16 protein-coding genes are annotated in these 18,051 nt (G+C 39.4%); 7 read left to right on the forward strand and 9 right to left on the reverse strand.

Going from position 1 to position 18,051, the window contains the following annotated elements:
- Positions 1-322: 322 nt before the first annotated feature.
- The 3 genes from LXL81_RS11985 to LXL81_RS11995 form a co-directional block, all read right to left on the reverse strand.
- Complete coding sequence (locus tag LXL81_RS11985) at positions 323-1,306, reverse strand: bifunctional heptose 7-phosphate kinase/heptose 1-phosphate adenyltransferase (protein WP_234647034.1); 984 nt, start codon at positions 1,304-1,306, stop codon at positions 323-325.
- A gap of 108 nt (positions 1,307-1,414) precedes the next feature.
- Positions 1,415-1,843 (reverse strand): GNAT family N-acetyltransferase, encoded by a 429-nt coding sequence (locus LXL81_RS11990; protein WP_234647035.1) that lies wholly within the window; start codon positions 1,841-1,843, stop codon positions 1,415-1,417.
- Positions 1,840-3,087, reverse strand: a complete 1,248-nt coding sequence (locus LXL81_RS11995; RefSeq protein WP_234647036.1) for a bifunctional 3,4-dihydroxy-2-butanone-4-phosphate synthase/GTP cyclohydrolase II — start codon at positions 3,085-3,087, stop codon at positions 1,840-1,842. The genes LXL81_RS11990 and LXL81_RS11995 overlap by 4 nt, the downstream gene beginning before the upstream one ends.
- Positions 3,088-3,270: 183 nt before the next feature.
- Here LXL81_RS11995 and LXL81_RS12000 point away from each other — a divergent pair, with 183 nt between their 5' ends.
- The 4 genes from LXL81_RS12000 to LXL81_RS12015 all read left to right on the forward strand — a co-directional run bounded on the left by LXL81_RS12000 (position 3,271) and on the right by LXL81_RS12015 (position 8,706).
- The gene (locus LXL81_RS12000; RefSeq protein WP_234647037.1) at positions 3,271-5,208 is read left to right on the forward strand and encodes a gliding motility-associated C-terminal domain-containing protein; all 1,938 of its coding nucleotides are present in this window, start codon (positions 3,271-3,273) and stop codon (positions 5,206-5,208) included.
- A gap of 130 nt (positions 5,209-5,338) precedes the next feature.
- A complete protein-coding gene (locus tag LXL81_RS12005) occupies positions 5,339-7,270 on the forward strand; it encodes a gliding motility-associated C-terminal domain-containing protein (protein WP_234647038.1) in 1,932 nt (643 codons plus the stop codon).
- A 42-nt stretch (positions 7,271-7,312) separates the two neighbouring features.
- Positions 7,313-7,660 (forward strand): YbaB/EbfC family nucleoid-associated protein, encoded by a 348-nt coding sequence (locus LXL81_RS12010; RefSeq protein WP_234647039.1) that lies wholly within the window; start codon positions 7,313-7,315, stop codon positions 7,658-7,660.
- Between the two features lie 14 nt (positions 7,661-7,674).
- Complete coding sequence (locus LXL81_RS12015) at positions 7,675-8,706, forward strand: glycosyltransferase family 2 protein (protein WP_234647040.1); 1,032 nt, start codon at positions 7,675-7,677, stop codon at positions 8,704-8,706.
- On the opposite strand, the gene LXL81_RS12020 is transcribed toward LXL81_RS12015, so the two are convergent.
- Entirely contained in the window at positions 8,687-8,908 is a 222-nt protein-coding gene (locus LXL81_RS12020) for a PspC domain-containing protein (protein ID WP_159468617.1), read from the reverse strand. The two genes, LXL81_RS12015 and LXL81_RS12020, sit on opposite strands and share 20 nt — an antisense overlap.
- Positions 8,909-9,259: 351 nt before the next feature.
- Here LXL81_RS12020 and LXL81_RS12025 point away from each other — a divergent pair, with 351 nt between their 5' ends.
- Positions 9,260-9,454, forward strand: a complete 195-nt coding sequence (locus LXL81_RS12025; protein ID WP_026629450.1) for a cold-shock protein — start codon at positions 9,260-9,262, stop codon at positions 9,452-9,454.
- Between the two features lie 77 nt (positions 9,455-9,531).
- Here LXL81_RS12025 and lysS read toward each other — a convergent pair whose 3' ends face one another.
- Positions 9,532-11,247, reverse strand: a complete 1,716-nt coding sequence (lysS, locus tag LXL81_RS12030) for a lysine--tRNA ligase (protein ID WP_234647041.1) — start codon at positions 11,245-11,247, stop codon at positions 9,532-9,534.
- 273 nt (positions 11,248-11,520) lie between these two features.
- On the opposite strand from lysS, the gene LXL81_RS12035 reads away from it, so the two are divergent.
- Entirely contained in the window at positions 11,521-14,019 is a 2,499-nt protein-coding gene (locus LXL81_RS12035; RefSeq protein WP_234647042.1) for an AsmA-like C-terminal region-containing protein, read from the forward strand.
- Here the strand turns inward: LXL81_RS12035 and LXL81_RS12040 are convergent, their stop codons facing one another.
- Together LXL81_RS12040 and LXL81_RS12045 are read right to left on the reverse strand one after the other, a co-directional pair.
- Entirely contained in the window at positions 14,020-14,730 is a 711-nt protein-coding gene (locus LXL81_RS12040; protein ID WP_159468620.1) for a response regulator transcription factor, read from the reverse strand.
- Between the two features lie 89 nt (positions 14,731-14,819).
- Positions 14,820-15,659, reverse strand: coding sequence for a hypothetical protein (locus tag LXL81_RS12045; protein WP_234647043.1), 840 nt, complete (start codon positions 15,657-15,659; stop codon positions 14,820-14,822).
- Between LXL81_RS12045 and LXL81_RS12050 the strand changes: the two genes are divergently transcribed.
- On the forward strand, positions 15,658-16,878 hold the full coding sequence (locus LXL81_RS12050) for an AI-2E family transporter (RefSeq protein WP_234647044.1): 1,221 nt from the start codon (positions 15,658-15,660) through the stop codon (positions 16,876-16,878). The two genes, LXL81_RS12045 and LXL81_RS12050, sit on opposite strands and share 2 nt — an antisense overlap.
- Before the next feature lie 39 nt (positions 16,879-16,917).
- Here the strand turns inward: LXL81_RS12050 and LXL81_RS12055 are convergent, their stop codons facing one another.
- Both LXL81_RS12055 and LXL81_RS12060 read right to left on the reverse strand, forming a co-directional pair.
- Positions 16,918-17,394 carry a gliding motility lipoprotein GldH gene (locus LXL81_RS12055; RefSeq protein WP_234647045.1) on the reverse strand — a complete coding sequence of 159 codons (477 nt, stop codon included), beginning with the start codon at positions 17,392-17,394 and terminating at the stop codon, positions 16,918-16,920.
- A gap of 54 nt (positions 17,395-17,448) precedes the next feature.
- Positions 17,449-17,949, reverse strand: coding sequence for a hypothetical protein (locus tag LXL81_RS12060; RefSeq protein ID WP_234647046.1), 501 nt, complete (start codon positions 17,947-17,949; stop codon positions 17,449-17,451).
- Positions 17,950-18,051: the final 102 nt, after the last annotated feature.

Here is an 18,051-nt window from a genome sequence, read left to right on the forward strand (position 1 = left end):
CAGAGCACCCAAATACTTGTAGAAAAGGCGATTGTTCTCCTGAATGTTAAGGTGCAGCGCACCGTAATAATTTGTTCTTAAAGTATTTCCGGAATTTTCTACATTTCAAAAGAGACACTGGTGCAGAGCACCTCAATATTTGTAGAAAAGGCGATTGTCCTCCTGAATGTTAAGATGCAGCGCACCGAAATAATTTGTTCTTAAAGTATTTCCGGAATTTTCTACATTTCAAAAGAGACACTGGTGCAGAGCACCTCAATATTTGTAGAAAAGGCGATTGTCCTCCTGAATGTTAAGGTGCAGCGCACCGTAATAAGTTGTTTTAAACCAATCCAAACTTCTCCGCCTCTGTTTTTAATAACGCTTTATCAATCGGTACCACACCAACCAATTCGCAAACCAAACCACCACCAAGATTCGAAATTCCTGCAATTGATCGTGGAGGAAGCCCAAGCGCGACACAACAGGCTGCGATACTGATTACGGTATCTCCCGCGCCGGATACGTCAGCGATCTGACGAATGTGTGCAGGAAGTTTATGTACTTCATCTTGAAAATCAATAATTACCCCACGTTCAGAAAGCGTGATTAATGCCCCTTTTGCGTTCAGAGTTTCTTTTAATTGTTGAACAGTTGCCTGTAATTCCGCAGGATTATCGACATTAAATTCCACTTTTAAACCTTCACGTAGTTCTTTCAGATTTGGCTTGAAAAGCGTTACATTATTGTAAGAAAGGAAATTGCGTTTTTTAGGGTCAACAACCGTTGGGACATTATGCTCGATAGCGAAATCTGTAATTTCTTTTATAGATTCGGAAGTTAAAACGCCTTTGTCATAATCTTCAAAAATAATGACATTGCAGGAAGGGATAAGTTCTTTTGCTTTGTTAACAAGTCTGTCTTTTTCTTCGGTTGAAACAGGTTTGTCCGTTTCGGTATCAATTCGTACCACTTGCTGGGAGCCAGCGATGATTCTTTCTTTTATGGTTGTGATTCTATCGCTGCTGCGGATTAATCCTTCACAATTCAGGCCTTTTTCTTTCAGGCTGTTTTCCAATAAATCGCCTGAACTGTCAGTTCCGATCACGGTACAAACAATGGCTTCCGCGCCCAGTGCCTGAACATTCAAAAGTACGTTTCCTGCACCACCAAGCCGATATTCACGGTTACTTACATTCACAACCGGAACAGGCGCTTCGGGTGAAATACGTTCTACTTTTCCCCAGACATAGGAGTCGAGCATAACATCACCAATGACAAGAACACGTAAAGAATTGAATGCTTCAAAAACCTGATGGATATTCATTAAATCTAATTTAGGCCTGGTTTCCCGTTGTTGATGAAAGAATTTGGAAGGCTATCTTTATTGGACGGCCGTCAAAATTCGTACAAAGGTCTGAAAAAATCAAACCTATCAAACATTAACAACAAAATGCATGCTTGTAATTTGAAAACGTTTGTTGAGGTAAAGTCGATGTGCGTCCGTCCGGGCTGCGCTAACTCCTGAATCTAAATGAACCTGCGCGTAACCTTCCTTTTTAGCATAATCTAAAATCCAGTCGACCAATTTTCCGGCATAACCTTTCCCGCGATTGCCCGGAAGTGTTGACAAGTCGTCGATATAAATATATTTTCCACGGAAGAGATTATAACCGGTCTCAAAAACGGCAACTGCTGCAGCCTGGTTTTCTTCTTCAATAAAAATAATCTGCCGGTTGTCTTCCAGGGTCTTTTGAACGGCTTCAAGGTAAAGATCGTCCGTTAAAGCAGGCCGCAGCGCCTGGATAGTGCTGCGGCATTTAAGAATGTCGCTTTCCGTTACGACAACTTGTATGTCTGTCATACCTGAGTTCCAGGAAAAGATAGGTTACTAAGATTATGTCCCATTTTATCACGCTTGGTCAACAGATATTTTTCATTGTAGGGATTTGAGGGAATTTCAATAGAAACTGAATCAACAATTTCCAGTCCGTACCCGATTAAACCGGCACGTTTTTTTGGATTATTTGTGATCAGTTTTATTTTGGTAATGTCGAGGTCCCGCAGGATTTGTGCACCAACGCCATAATCGCGTTCATCACTACCAAAACCCAGTTCAATATTTGCTTCAACCGTATCCCGGCCCATTTCCTGAAGCTTGTAGGCTTTTAATTTATTTAACAAACCAATTCCACGGCCTTCCTGATTCATGTAAACGATCACACCTTTTCCTTCTTTGCTGACCAGATCCATGGCCGCATGAAGTTGAGGACCGCAATCGCAGCGGCATGAACCAAAAATATCACCTGTCATACAGGAAGAATGAACGCGTACCAAAACAGGCTCATCTTTTTCCCAGGTGCCTTTTACCAAAGCCAGATGCATATCACCTGTATTAATCTGACGGTAAGCAATCAGATCAAAATGTCCCCATTCCGTAGGCATATCAACGCCGATTTCTCTTTTGATAAGAGATTCTTTACGTAAACGATATTCAATTAAATCTTTAACACTAACCAGTTTCAGGTTAAATCGATTGGCAATTTCCCGAAGCTGAGGCAAGCGGGCCATGGAGCCATCTTCATTCAAAATTTCAACCAGAACACCCGCAGGTGCCAAGCCGGCAAGTCTTGCAAAATCGATGGCAGCTTCTGTATGTCCGGTACGTCTTAATACGCCACCTTGTTTTGCTCTCAATGGAAAAATATGTCCCGGGCGCCCAAGATCAGCCGGAATTGTCGTTGGATTTACAAGCGCCTGAATTGTTTTTGCACGGTCGCTGGCGGAGATTCCGGTTGTACAACCATTGCCCAGTAAGTCAACCGAAACGGTAAAGGCAGTTTCATGAAGGGCGGTATTATTTCCAACCATCATGTCCAGTTCCAGTTCAACACAACGCTCTTCTGTAATAGGCGCACAAATGAGTCCGCGGCCTTCTTTCGCCATAAAATTGACGATTTCTGGTGTAACCAGCTCAGCGGCACAAATAAAATCACCTTCATTTTCACGATCTTCATCATCAACGACAACTATCATTTGTCCGTTTTTAATCGCTTCAATGGCATCTTCTATCGAATCCAGTACTATGGAATTACTATTATTATTCATTATTCGGGTAGACAAAAAATAGTTTTACGGGAAAACACGTTTTAGGTTATAAAGGTACAGTCTTAATGTCGAAATGTTTTAATTTTGACCTTCAATGAGTGAACAATCCATTTCAATGAAGGGTTTCAAAGTCTGTTATTTCCAGGTTTGTAAGTGTTATTACTCAATTTTGAAACATACTTCATGAGGTTACGATTACTGTCTATATTATTTTTTACAGCTTTACTTCAATCATTTAATGTCAATGGGCAGGCGCCGATTGTGAAAGGAGGAAAGTATTGTGACAAGGCTGATGGAGACTTTGACGTTATCCCTTTTGATGGTTGTGGCAGTCAAACCGTTTCTGTCAAAAACAATGTTGTTGGCGGACTAAATATCGGTTACATATTTGATTATGATAAAGTCAGTGATCCAATTAACCCACCGAATCCCTTTTCGTATACTTATGATAAACCGGGCGTTTACACCATTTTGCAGGTAGGGAGCAAAAATGGCTCGGGATTTGCACTTTGCAAGCAAGTCACCATATACGAACGACAAAAGGTGAATGCACTCCTCGAAGTCTGTGGGACTATAGCAAAAGTGACTATTGTAAACGATACCCTGGCCAGGTCATACGATCATATCGAGATCAATTGGGGGGATGGGAAGGTTAATTCAGAATGGCGAAAAGGTGAAGGGCTGATACTTACACATGCCTATACAGGGACAATTTCTCAAATAAAAATTAAAGGTGTTCACAAGGCGGGGGTTTCCTGTACGGGACTGGAAAATATTTTGTCAGCAACTTCACAAAATATTTCGCTTGATGATATTAAAGTCAGGAGAGTTGAAATGAGCTCCGACGGCAAAGTCAATATTTTGTATAGGGGAATTGAAAAAACAGAGACGGAAGTTTTTTTCAGCGAGGTCAGCGACACCTATAAGTCTGTTGAAAAAGGGTCTAATGGAGGGGATAATGGCGTTTTAATAGAAAACTTAAATCCTGAAAGTCAATATAAAGTAAAACTTGTATCCCAGGATGCCTGCGGGGGCACATTTTTGAGTGATGAAGTAGGAACAATGGTTTTGAAAACGAGTACGGAAAAAAAAGGAAATGTGCTTGAATGGAACAGATACGCTTATCCAGGTGCGTTTACGGGTTATCAGCTTTTGAGAGATAATGCTCCGATTCATGGTTTTCAGTCCATCGACGATCTAAAATGGATTGATGAAGATGCAATTTGTGGACAAACTTATGAATACAGGATCGTAGCACTTACAAATTTGTTACGCTCTTTTTCTGCGCCAAAAAAAGTTACGATGACAAGTTCAAAACCTGAAAAAATTACCCAGGCCAGTGTAAGCGTTACCGCTCCAAATGTGATAAGAACGGAAGTTGTTTTAGGAGGGGACGGCTTAACTGGAACTTATGATCTTATTGTTGAAAGAGCAGATTTGGGAAGTTCGGACTTTACCCAAATTTCAGGTGCAAAAAATCAGCAAACGGAATTTGAAGACAAAACTGTGAATACAGGAAGTAAATCCTATTGTTATCGTTTCAGTTACGAAAATTCATGTCCGCTCCGCTCAGAATTCAGCGACCCGGTTTGTTCTATATTGCTTAAACAGACACCATCAGATATTTCCTGGACAAATGACTCACCATTTTTAGCAGGTGTAGAATCGTATGATGTCATACAGAATGAATCGAACATAGGTGCTACGAATACACCAGTCGGTTTAATCAACACCTATCCCTTAAATTTAAATACACAGACCAAATCGACCTATTCGTTTCAAATCGTTGGTCATTCCCAAAATGGAAATTTTTTGAGTTTTTCCAACATTGTAAACTACACACAGGAATTTATCCTCCTGATTCCGGATGCTTTTACACCAAATGCAGATAATATTAATGAAACATTTGAAGTAAAAGGCTTGTTCGTCAACACATTTAAAATGTCTGTTTTCAACCGTTGGGGTGAAGTCGTTTTTCAGACGGCAGACATCAATAATAGTTGGGATGGGATCATTAACGGAGAAAAAGCGCCTGCCGGATCTTATGTTTACAAGGCTGAAATAACCGATAGCAACGATAAGTTGTTCACTAAAAGTGGTAGTTTTTTACTTATTAGGTAACGGGATTATTGCAAGTGTTTATATCTTTTTGGTTGAAGATGAACTTCTTAATGCTGAAAATTTTAACTTTGATGTCTATTTGAGATAAATACCTCGTATCAGTTTTAAAACCGGTCAGTTATACACACATATGAAAAAACAATTACTTGTAACCTTTCTGTCATGCCTTTTGGTATGCAATGTTTTTGACGTCCGCGGTCAGGGCTTATGTGATAACAGCGGTGGTGGATTTGAGCTGGATAAATATGAAGGTTGTGCTCCATTGACCGTAAAAATTCAAAATACGGTTCCGAATTCTTTTAGTGTTGGTTATGATGTGAATTACGACGGAAAATCACAGACACCACTACTAGCCCAAGGGTTACAGTCTACGACTTACTACACAAGAGGCACTTTCACAATTTTACAGGGTGGGAGTATTTCAACGGGTCCGATTTACGCATGTAAAAAAGTAAAAGTTTACGAAGCAGGATATCCCAACGTACAATATACTTCCTGCGGTGGAGGGAAAGTAAAACTATTATTTACTGACGACATTATTTTACAGACCTACGATCAGGTAGAAATCAATTGGGGGGATAATTCTTCTGACATTTTAAATAAAGGAAATTCTCTTGAGCTGGAACATGATTATGCAAGTATAACAACCAGCCCGGTTGTAAAAATAAGGGGATTGTATACTTCAAATACAACCTGTTCGGGAGGTCTGGTATTATCGATCGGAATATCTTTCCAGCAACCTCTATTGAAAAATATTCAGATCAAAACAATACAGATGAATGGTAACGGGAGTATGGATGTTACGTATGAAGGTGTGGCATCCATTTCCACCAATATTTCAACAAGCAGCGATGGCGGTGCTAATTATACAGTCGGCGGAACAAGAACGTCTGGCGGTACGCAGTCTTACAGAATCCCAAATTTAAATATTGCTCAGGTTTATCGGGTAAAACTTGCTTCCAAAGATTTGTGTGGCGGACAGCAGGATAGTGAGATAGGCACGAGTATGTCCTTAAAGGGCATTTCAGCAAATGAAAAAAATTCTTTAACCTGGAATGAATATCCTAACGCTGACGACTTTCAGGAGTATCAGCTTATGCGGGATGGAACGCTCTTAAAATCTTTCACTGATATCAAAACAACTTCGTTCAGCGACGAGGATGTGGAATGTGGAGATAATTTTGAATACTCAATTACTGCTGTCACCAAAAATATTCAGTCGGTTTCAGCACCTATCATTGTTAAAACTTCAACCACTGCTCCTCAGGCATTGCAGAATTTATCTGTAACCGTCCTGGGAGATGACCAGATTCAGTTTGATGCACTGGTGCCCGGAGCAAGCTCTAAAAGTAATTTTGAGTTATTGGTGCAAAGGTCGGAGGGATTGGGCGGTCCTTTTAAGAAAGTAACTACACTATACAATGAAATTACATACCAGGATTTTGATGTAAAAGCTAACCAAAACTCTTACTGCTACCGGGTAATGTATCAGAATGGCTGCGGACAAAAGGCTCCTATGTCTGAGCCGGTATGCTCTATTTTACTTCAAAATACGATTTCAGCTTTTTCCTGGTCGTCGGAGAAGCCATTTACAGACGAGATTAAGTCTTATAAAATGATACAAATCGGTTCGACGGGCTCTCGTGTAGAAACTGATTTGAAACTTCAATTGTCGTTTTCTTCTCAATTTACTGAGAAAAGTGATCCTGCCTATACTTTTCAGATTGTGGCCGATTCTAAAACGGGAAACTTTCAAAGCTTTTCCAATGTCATAAACTATAAAAAAGATGCGGACATTTTTGTGCCGACTGCGTTTTCCCCAAATGAAGACGGAATCAATGATATTTTTGAAGTAAAAGTTTCCATGTATAAATCTTTTAAAATGTCAGTTTTAAACCGTTGGGGAGAAGTTATTTTTCATTCCAATGATATATCAAAAGGTTGGGACGGGATGTTTAAAGGTGAAATTGCAGCAGTCGGATCATACATTTATGATATCGAAATTGTTAATAATATTGATCAAACCGTTAAAAAAAACGGTACTTTTGTGCTCTTGAAATAATGAGATACCTGGTTTAATACATCATTAAGATATAGAATTGATATGTTTGGAAATATGGCAGACATGATGGGACTGATGGGTAAAATGAAAGACCTTCAGTCTAAAATGAAAGAAGCTCAGGATCAACTGGCTGGTATTATTGAAACTGCCGAATCTGGTGGTGGAATGGTGCGCGCAACTGTAAATGGCCAAAAAACGCTGATCGGACTTGAAATTGATAAGGACCTTATTAACCCTGATGATAAAGAAATGCTTCAGGATTTAATTGTTGCCGCAGTAAACAAAGCATTTGAAAATCTTGAACCAAAGATAAAGGAGCATCTGGCAAAAGCAACTGACGGAGTTCTTCCCAATATTCCAGGGTTGGACTTAGGGGGATTCATGAAATAACGTCCCTCCATTAGATGACTCCAATTGTTGCAATTGTTATCCTGAATTATAATGGCAGGCATTATCTTGAAAAGTTTCTTCCAACGGTTTTAACCCATTCTGAGGGATACGAAATTTGGGTTGCGGATAACGCATCCACAGATCAGTCCATGGAATGGCTTGAAAGCCAGTATCCTTCTGTAAAAACGCTTTCAATTGCAGAAAACAAAGGATACGCCGGAGGTTACAACATGGCGCTAAGTCAGATTGATGCTGAATATTACGTGTTGTTAAATTCTGATATAGAAGTAACGCCGGGCTGGATAGACCCGGTGATTTCTTTTATGGAAACGGATGTAAATATTGCAGCCTGTCAGCCTAAAATAAGGGCGTACGATCTTCCAACCCACTTTGAGTATGCCGGAGCAGCCGGGGGTTATATGGATTACCTGGGTTATCCCTTTTGCCGGGGACGAATTTTTGATACCAGGGAAGAAGATCTGGGGCAATACGATGATGAAATCGATGTTTTTTGGGCAACTGGTGCCTGTCTTTTTATAAGGTCAGATGCGTTTCATAAAGCGAATGGTTTTGATGAGCGTTTTTTTGCGCATATGGAAGAAATTGACCTTTGCTGGCGTTTGTTAGATTTAGGTTACCGAATCACATTTTCAGGAAAATCGCTGGTCTATCACGTTGGTGGTGGAACACTTCACAAATCTAATCCCCAAAAAACATTTCTGAATTACAGAAATAATCTGATCATGCTTTTCAAAAATCTTCCCGTAGGAAGACGGAAGAAAACATTGTTTTTCAGGTTGATATTAGACGGAATTTCCAGCGCACGATTTGTTGCTTCGGGTGCCTGGCCCGACGTTTTTGCCATTATCAGAGCGCATTTTGCTTTTTATGCCATGATGCCCAAATTGATAAAGGAACGGCACCAAACAACCTATCGGGCTCCGCTTTATTACAGAAGTATTGTATGGGAATATTTTGTTTTGGGAAAACACCGCTTTTCAGAACTCACCAGAATCCTGTTTCCTCTTAAAGCTCCCAAATCGTAGGGGTATTATGCTTCCGCCAGTTTTGGCGCATTTCCATCCAGAATGCCAGCACCAGATACAAAATGATCGGGGAGCCGAAAGTCATAAAGGTGGCATAAATGAAATAACGGCGGATACTACTAGCCGGGAAATTGAGTTTTTCACCCATTCTTGCACAAACTCCAAATATCTGATTCTCTACAAAATAACGAAGACGATTCATAGTAGCTTATGGAATAGTTAGCTCAGCACTAGCAATTTTCTCTGCAATATACAAAGAGTACCGGAATTTTTACAGTTCAAAATTTATTAGAATCTGACCGTTAACTTGGAAATTTGCAAATTCTTGGTTTAAATAAATTGTTTTCCGAACAATTTTTGTTTCTTTGTGATTAGAGAATTTGTAAATGTTACATTATTATTGGGAAGCCTCGGTAAAAATATCCAAAATTTATTCTGTCAATCCTTTGAGCCTCCCTCAATAATTTGGCAAAATAGTGTTAAAGATTACTAATGGGACGTTTGCATTTCTTGATGTATTTTCAACTTATTTCATTTTTTTATTTCCACTATTATGCCAACAGGTACTGTAAAATTTTTCAATGAAGCTAAGGGATACGGCTTCATCGTTGAAGACGACACAAACAGAGACATCTTTGTTCACGTGACAGGATTGGGAGGACTTACTATCCGTGAAAACGACCAGGTTGAATACGAAGTCGTTGAAGGAAAAAAAGGACTAAACGCTGTACAAGTTAAAAAGATATAGTTTTTCTTTCTTGTCAGGTCAAAAAAATACCGCAGTGTTCAGTTGCGGTATTTTTGTTTTATAGCGAAAACGCAAAATTACTCGACCCAGGTTTTTACATCTTCAAGTGCCGGCATTTTTTCGTCGATCTTCAATTTTTTACGCATTCCGCCCAAATCATTAAATATTTTATTCGGACTTGCTGCTTTCAATTGCTCAATCGTTAAAATATTCATTTTCTGTAAAGCAGGAATCCAGATGGCAGGAACATTGGCTGCCACGTAATCAGCTTCTTTTGCCATTTCCTGTTTCTTCTCAGGACGCATATGCGGGAAGAAAAGAACCTCCTGAATGCTCGAATTATTAGTCAGCAACATTGTAAGCCGGTCAATACCAATACCGATACCCGAAGTTGGCGGCATACCATATTCCAGTGAACGAAGGAAATCTTCATCCATTTCCATCGCTTCGTCATCTCCACGTTCTTTCAGTTTTAGCTGATCTTCAAATCGCTCGCGCTGTTCAATCGGATCATTTAATTCTGAATAAGCGTTAGCAATCTCTCTGCCGTTTACAAATAATTCAAAACGCTCAACCATACCCGGTTTTTCACGATGTTTTTTCGTCAAAGGTGACATTTCAACAGGGTGGTCGGTAATGAAAGTTGGCTGAATGATAAATTCTTCTACCTTTTCACCAAAGATTTCATCGATCAACTTTCCTTTGCCCATGCTCTCATTTACGTCCATTCCCCATGCACGGCACTGTTCACGAATGGCAGCCTCGTCGAGCGCATCAACATTCAATCCTGTATATTGATGAATCGCGTCGGTAATGCTTAATCTTTTGTAAGGTCCTGCAAAATCCAGTTCAACATCACCAAACTGAGCTTTTGTAGTTCCATTGGTGGCAATTGCAACCTGTTCCAAAACCTGCTCGGTCATACGCATCATCCACAAATAATCTTTGTAGGCAACATATAACTCCACTGTTGTAAATTCTGGATTATGCGTGCGGTCCATACCTTCATTCCGGAATAATTTCCCGAATTCATAAACCCCTTCAAACCCACCTACGATCAGACGTTTCAGGTGAAGTTCAGTAGCGATACGTAGGAAAAGATCAGTATCCAATGCATTATGATGTGTTTCAAAAGGACGGGCAGCAGCACCACCATGGATGGTTTGCAACACCGGAGTCTCTACTTCAAGCCATCCTTTTGAATCAAAATAGGAACGCATAGTGGTAATGATGCGCGCTCGTTTTATGAAAATATCACGTACTTCCGGATTCACGATCAAATCCACATAACGCTGACGGTAACGCAATTCCGGATCCGTAAATCCGTCATGGATCTTACCATCTTCATCACGTTTTACAACAGGTAAAGGACGAAGTGATTTATTTAAAATCTTGAATTCCTGAACATGGATTGATATCTCACCTGTCTGAGTGGTAAATACAAATCCTTGAACACCAATGATATCACCAATGTCAAGCAGTTTTTTAAATACCGTGTTATAAAGTGTCTTATCTTCTCCCGGACAAAGATCATCGCGGCGGAAATACAACTGGATACGGCCCGTACTGTCCTGCATTTCTGCAAAAGCCGCACTTCCCATAATCCGGAAACCCATCAGGCGGCCTGCAATCGTGACGTTCTTATAATCTATTTTATTGTTTTCGTAATTCTTTAATATATCAGCAGCAGTGACATTTACTACAAATTCATCAGCAGGATATGGTTCAATTCCCATCCTGATTAATTCCTCGCGCTTTTGGCGGCGCAATATTTCCTGTTCGCTCAGTAGCATTTTTTATAACAATATTAATGAAATGATAACTCTTTGAGTTGCAAAAGAGTGCGCAAAATTAGCATTTTTTGCTGTTAATAACGAAGTTGAGCAAAGGAAGATCATTAGTAGATAAAAAAAAGCAGCATAATAGCTGGCATATTATTTGCAGAGTATCTGCATATGGCGAATGAACTGATTTGAAAGTGATTTCTCTATCGATGTTGAAATGAATTTTTGTAGACCTTTCAATGTAAATCAGTTACTTTTATCTTTATACGTAGACACCCCTCAATGTTTCAAAAAATATTAAAAGGTATTGCAATTTTTGCACTTTTCATTGGTCTGCTTATCGGCGGACTCGAACTTTGGTTTTATAAAAATCAGGAGGAAATTTTTGTAAAAGTGAAGGCAGCGGTTAATGAGGAAATTAATGGAAGTCTGGAAATAGAAGATTTCAGATTTCGTCCTTTTCAGGATGGATTTGGATTTAATTTTACGCTCTACAATGTTGTTTTACGCGACAGTCTTTATAATCAGCACAAAACGGATTTGCTTAATGCAAAACTTATCCATGTAGCACTAGATTTTGCAAGTTTTTATAAGGGTGTTATCCGGCTTCAGAATCTGGTTATTCAGGATGGAGATGCTACGTTATTTGTCCGAAAAGATGGGTATACCAATCTCTCACTTTTTGGCGCAAAAAAGACAAAATCCAAAAAGAAAGGCGGGAAGGGAGAACAGCTTATAAATAAACTGGGCAGAATTCACTTGTATAATTTTGGATTTCATTTTGCAGATTCTACTACTGGGAAAAAGTTTGGGGCCGTTTTCCGGGACGTTACCAACCGGGTTAGTCATTCCGATTCTTCCTGGAATGCGAATATTAACGGACCAATATTTTTTGAGGGACTTACATTTAAACCTGAAAAAGGCGGTTTTCTTATTAAGCAGGAGACTTTTGCTAACCTGTCACTTTCTTATAACCAAAGAGAGAAACATCTTTTCATACGCCCTTCATCCCAGCTTCGGGTTGCTTCACAGGATCTTATCGATATAAAGGGATTATTTGATCTGTCGGAAAAGCCGGCACATTTTAACCTTGGTTTTGGTGCCCGTGAAATTGAAGTAAGTAATGCCCTCAAATTGCTTCCGAAAAAAATTGCAGGTACACTTGACTCCGTCGGCGTAAAAACAAAGGTCGATGCCCGTGTAAATGTTGAAGGTATTTTCTCCCATGAACCGCCTGCGGTCCATGTAACTTTTGAAACGGATACTTTTCAGTATCAGTTGCCGATTGGGATGCTTCGAAACATGAAAGCAAAAGGGGTATATACTAATCAGGGTGATAAAACGAAGCCACCAGGGTTGCTGAATACTCAGGTTAATGTACCTGGTGTAAAAGGTTTGTTCGAAACATTGCCATTTAATTTTGATCTTAAAATTGACAATATCACAGATCCGATTGCTGTAATCCGCGGAAAAGTTAAAGCTGATTCTGCAACCGTTAGTGGTCTTTTAGATCCGAAGCGATATGTTGTCCGTAGCGGCGAAGCGTATATTCAGATTCATTATGACGGAAGTTTAAGAAATTTTTATAATCCAAAGACTGATCAGTTTAATGGAAAACTTGTGGGCAGGGTACTGATTGACGGTCTGGCTGTGGATTATGTTCCAAGGGCAGTGCATATTTCAAAAATAAATGGTGACGTGTTTTTTGATGAAAAGGATTTCCTTATGCCCAGACTTAACATGAATGACGGGCATAATGCAATGTATATTAACGGTGGCATTACGAACCTGATACCCTATCTTTTTGGATCTCCCAGAATACTTAAAGCTTCGGTTGATATGAATATTCCAGACTGGAAAATGAACTGGATGGAAGTTTTTGTCGGCAAACGAACGCCAAGTCAGAAGAAAAGTAAGAAAAAAGTCAAACTTTCTGATTTGCTTGATAATGTAATTGACCAGATGGAAATTGATGCAAGACTTCAATCAAAGCACATGGTTTATCATAACTTTTCTGCTGATAATATGAAGGGGTCACTTTCGGTAAAAAACAATATTGTTGCCCTTAATAATTTCTCGATGAATGCTTTTGGAGGAGGTGTAAAAATTTCCGGTTCCATCCATAATCCATATTCGGCGGAGCCTCCGCGTGTACAGATCAAGGGAAATATCAGCAATGCAGATGTCCATTCCGTCTTTTATTCTTTTAACAATTTTGGTCAAAAGGCAGTTACACATTTGAATTTGAAAGGAAAACTGAATACTGAATTCAACTTTTCCACAAATCTTAAAAATGATGCAACGATCATCCCTAAAAGTATGAAGGGGGAAGTGAAACTTGATCTGGAAAGGGCACAGGTTAACAATTTTGAGCCTTTTTTGAAAATGAAAAAGCTGATATTCAAAAATCGAAATCTTGAAAATGTTCGCTTTGCGCCCATTCGAAACGACCTTATTCTGAATGGAGAAGAGATCATCATTAAACCGATGGAAATCGAGTCTAATGTGATGACTCTATTTTTGGACGGAGTTTACAGTTTTGGAAATAAAACGGATATGAGCATTGAAATTCCGTTCAGAAACCTGAGCAGAAGGGATTCCACTTATCAGCTTAACCCTAATGACCCGAAGAATAAAAAAGGTTCAAGAATTTATCTTCGGGCCGTAGATGAAAAAGGTCAGGTTAATATCAAACTTGCTTTCAGAAAAAAGAAGCAGGATAGTGGTGAAGAAAAGGACGAAAATGAAGAAGACAAAAAGGAAGAAAAAATTAAAAACTGATCATTCCGCTTCGTCTGTGAACATATAACCAACGCCTTTAAGTGTCTTGATATATCTATCGCCTAACTTCTCACGAAGCTTACGAATATGCACGTCAACGGTGCGCTCCAAAACATAGATGTCGGCACCCCAGATTTTTTGCAATAATTCGTCGCGGCTGAAAACTTTATTAGGTGTTTGAGCAAGGAAAAATAAAAGTTCAAATTCCTTTTTAGGGAGCACAATCGATTTGTCCTGGCCTTGTGTTACTGTATAATTTTTTCGGTTAATCACTAAATCCAGTACTTCAATCTGATCACCTGAATCCGCCTTTTGTGCTTCACGGCGGAACAAGGCGTTGATCCTGCTCATTAGCGCACGGGGCTTAATCGGCTTCGTGATGTAATCATCAGCACCAACTTCAAAAGCGGCCACTTCAGAATATTCTTCTGAACGGGCTGTTAAAAATAAAATGTAAGTATGCTTAATATCCGGGTTCTGGCGTAGAATTCTTCCCGTTTCAATGCCGTCAAGCTGAGGCATCATAATATCCAAAAGGATAAGATCCGGAATAAAAGTTTTGGCTGTTTCTATGGCTTTTCTGCCATTTGAGGCTGTTTGAACGGAATATCCTTCTTTAACAAGATTGTATTCCAGAAGCTCAACTATGTCTGAATCGTCGTCAACTACTAATACCTTCGGTGCTGAGTGGGTTGCTTTTGCACTGCTCATGTGATGTTTCGGGGTTAAATCCAATTCGAAATTAGCTGTTGTGATTTTGACATTATCTACATTATTGCATTGTTAACAAAAACATAACATCAGCGATAAGTAATGCGGAAAAATTCCTGCTGTTCATTCGTGACGATCATATCAGTATTGCTGACAAACATTAAAGCCTCTGCCTGCTTCCTTACAAACTTAAAACAACCCAAAGGTTTTTTAAAGCTGATCTCGTTATTTTCGACACCAAATAATAATATCTTTCCATAGGTCAGCAACGCAAATATTTTACCGTCAGGGCTGATATCCGCTGAGGTAACCGGTGTATCAATTTGAATGCTGTCAAAAGGCGCAATTGCATAATTGCCTTTCTGAGCAGGAAGCTTATATAATCTTACATATTTATTGGTACGGCTCCAATTTTTTGAGAATAGAAAAAGATTTTCGTTGTGGTATAACATGGCCTCACAATCATAATTAAAATTGTCTTGTGAAGGCGGAAATTGTTTTTGGTCAGCGTAATTAAAGGTAATCTTTTCGGTTGTCGAATCTCCCGGAGCAATTTTATAGACCGTCAGCTGGCGTTTTGTGTTGTCATTATTTCCAAAATCACCGATATAAATCGTCCCGTTATTGTCCTCTGCAAGATCTTCCCAATCTGAATTTTTTGCATCAGGAATAGGTTTTGTAGACAAAAGCTTGCCCTTAAAATCAATTTCGTACAATTCGGGTTTTCCACCACTATCATTGTGTGTCCAAAAAGCATTTTTATTCTGGCTTTTGGCTATTCCTGAACTTTCATTGGCCTGAATAGGTAATTTACCAATTTTGGTAAAAGTATAATGGGAATATATTTTGTCAAAACCATTAGCTTTATCCGGATTACAGGTAGAGAAAACAGTTTTTGCAGCAAATAACAGATAATATAACTTATTCATGAATCGTCCTTTACAATCACTTACAAACAAAGATAAAGAAACACCTGCTTACCTGAAGCTCGCAAGTATCCTTGTGTCACTAATCTCAGGAGTTTATATTCTCTTTGTGTTAAGAGAAACATTGATTCCTCTCGCATTTTCGGTTTTGCTTGCTATACTTTTACACCCGGTTTGTGTCTGGCTTGAACATCGCCGTGTTCCGCGGATCGCAGCTATTCTGCTGAGTATACTGGTGCTGATAATTGTAATTTCCATATTGTTATATGTGGTCACTTTACAAATTGGCAGTTTTGCTGAAGAGTTGCCAAGAATCACCGAAAAAGCCGAAATCATTCTTGACCAGACCCTGACCATGGGTGAGCGGTATCTTAGCCTGAGCCGTAGCCAGCAAGTAACGGAGGCGAAAAAATATCTGGTTGATATGCTCACCGAAGGACGTGCTTTTTTGTTGAATACGCTGGTAACGACAACCGGGGCCATTTCGACATTTATTTTACTTCCGCTTTATGTGTTTTTCTTTCTGCTTTATCGCGACTTTTTCAGAAGGTTTTTTTACAAATCCATAGCAGCTGTTCCTAATGAAGATCTGAATGCCTTGCTGAAAAAAATCTATGAAGTGATCCAGAGTTATTTATCCGGATTGTTTCTGGTGATTATTATTGTAGGAATTTTAAACAGCATCGGGCTTCTGATTCTTGGCGTTCCTCACGCTATTTTCTTCGGATTTTTAGCCGGGTTTCTGATTCTGATTCCTTATATCGGGATTTTAATCGGATCATTATTTCCTGCTTTACTGAGTATAGTCACCATGGATTCTTACTGGTATGCTGTTGGTGTTATCGGTGTCATGAGTTTTGTGCAGTTTCTGGAAGGGAATTTCATTACACCCAATATTGTCGGATCAAAGGTGAGTGTAAATCCGATGGCGGCTATCGTAGCATTGTTTTTGGGAGGGCAGCTTTGGGGATTGTCGGGATTGATTCTGGCATTACCCGTTACTGCAATTTTGAAAGTTATTCTAGATACCATTCCAAGTCTGGAGCCATACGGATTTCTGCTCGGTGAACCTGTTCATGAAATCGAAGAAGATAAGGCAGAAGAGCTGCAAAAGATTGTGGAGCAGAAAGAAGTACATAAAAAACGATACAGAAATTATCGAAATCGTCCCCGTAAGAAACCGGAAGGACAGCCTGCTAATCAACCAAATAAAAATATATAATAAAAATAAGGATTCTCTTTATGGAGGGAATCCTTATTTTTACTTCTCAACTTTTTCAACACAGATTCCAATACCCATCACAAAGGGAAGAGGATTTTGCCGCATCGATTGAGAGAGTGTGAAGGTATAAGTGCCGGATCTTGGGAATTTATAATTGGTCAGAAATGGTATTTTGTGATCAAACAAATCACCCAAACCCTTTCCAAATGGCTTTCCTGTTATTTCATTAGAAATAAAAACCTCCTGCAAAGTGGTTGACATCAAACTGCTGTCAGGCCCGGTAATCTTTCTTGTCAGATATAAATTATAGTATGGATACTGCAGAGTATTTCTTACCAGATAAAATACATTGTAAAGCTGCGTACTGTCTTTTATTTCAACTTTGAAAGAAGGCGTGTTTTTGATAAACCACTGGCCGTCATCAATGTCTTCATATGCTTTGTAAACAACATTTTTGTCACACCCGGCCAGTAAAATTCCAAAACAAAGCGTGGCAAACAATCCAAAAGTTTTCATGCGGGTATCAGTAAGTAGTGTGCAAAGCTAAGTCGCCGGACAAACGTTTCAAAACTAGGAAGCGGTTTGTTCCGAAAAATAACGGCTGAGCCATGAGTTAGAGGCAGGCGTCTTCCAACGTTTCATCCATTGTGCCTTGGTAGTTACCTGATTGTCGAAAATTGTGGTATATGGTGTAATGATCTGCTCGGTAACCGCCTGTTTTATTTTAGGTACCGGAATAGTTTCGACATTGTTGTAATCATCAAGATAGGCCAGTGAACGATCAAAGAAATCAATATTCAATCTGCTTCCGATTTCCTGTAACCAATGAACTGATTTGTCGATGGAACATCCACTTGGCGTTTCCTTGGATTCGTCGACGGCAATAACCACAAAACGGTGTTCGAAAATTTTACCGGATGCCGTAAGCGGCTGCCCATGTGCTTCCCAACTTTCCAGAGCTGCTTTCAAAGTTTCAGTCAGGATACCAACTTCTTCATCCGTAAATTTTCGGTTGGCCTGATAAATCCAGACGCGGGCAGATAAATTTATTTCGCTAAAAGGGATATACATGGTAATGTATTAAAGTATGATTTTATTTTTTCAAAAATTTCTTAAAATGAAACAAGCCTTGCAAATACTAAGTTCGTAAATCACTTGACCTGAAGAACGAAG

Source organism: Dyadobacter sp. CY356 (assembly GCF_021440195.1).
Lineage (GTDB): Bacteria > Bacteroidota > Bacteroidia > Cytophagales > Spirosomataceae > Dyadobacter.